1 protein-coding gene is annotated in these 971 nt (G+C 63.9%); it reads left to right on the top strand.

Going from position 1 to position 971, the window contains the following annotated elements:
* On the top strand, positions 1–705 hold a 705-nt coding region (locus J0A65_RS24130; protein ID WP_206596804.1), incomplete at its 5' end, for a TonB-dependent receptor domain-containing protein.
* Between the last annotated feature and the right edge of the window lie 266 nt (positions 706–971).

The raw sequence follows: 971 nt of genomic DNA, 5'->3' as shown, positions 1-971 counted from the left end.
AGCGAGAACACCTGGAACGCAGCACTGACTGTGCCCCTGAGCCGCTCCAACGATTTGATTCTGTCGTATAGCGAAGGCTTCCGTGCCCCCACCTTCAATGATCTCTACGACCAGTGGTATGGCAACCCCGACCTGCAAGCCGAGCGCTCCAGGAGCTACGAACTGCAATGGCGCAGCCGGTACAGCGACACAGGCTCGCTGCAGGCCTCCGTTTACCGAACCGAGATCGAAGATGCCATCGTTCTGGACGAGAACTTCATTCCGCAGAACGTCCAGACTGCCCGGATCAATGGTTTCGAGGCCGCAGTGCAGCAGGAACTGTTCGGCTGGCAAGGCAACCTGGCCCTGGCCCTGATCGACCCGCGCGATCGCGACAGCGGTCATACCCTGCAGCGTCGCGCCAAACGCACGCTGACGCTGGATATCGACCGCCGCTTCGGTGACGTGTCGATTGGCGCTGGCTGGCGTGCGCTCAGTGGTCGTTACGACGATGCCGAGAACCAGATCAGGATGAGCGGCTACGGCCTGCTCAGCCTGCGCGCAGCCTGGCAGGCCACCCAGGAACTGGGGCTGAGCCTGAAGCTGGATAACCTGCTGGACCGGGACTACGCAGAAGCCACGTACAGCACGCCCAACGGGCGTTTCGGCTACAACAGTGCCGGACGCACCGCACTGCTCGCCGTAACCTGGACGCCGCAGATCTGATGTCGATGCACTGCCCGCGTAGGGTGGGTTAGCGGCGCCGAACGCCTATCTGGCAAGCGCCGATGAACGGGAGCGCCGCGTAACCCACCAGCGATGGAGCGCATGGCAGCGGTGGTGGGTTAGCGCCACATCGAGCGCAACCCACGCCAGCAATATCCACAGGCGGCCAAGCCTGCCTGCGGAAGCACTGCACGTCCCGTGGCACTAGCGCGCCCCGGCCATCCGCTCGCACAGCTGCTCGATCGCCCCGAGCATCTGCAGACTGG

This window comes from Bowmanella yangjiangensis, assembly GCF_017255015.1.
Classification (GTDB): Bacteria; Pseudomonadota; Gammaproteobacteria; order Enterobacterales; family Alteromonadaceae; genus Bowmanella; species Bowmanella yangjiangensis.
The sequence above is the reverse complement of the archived record's forward strand: the minus strand, read 5'-3'. Positions and strand labels throughout refer to the sequence as shown.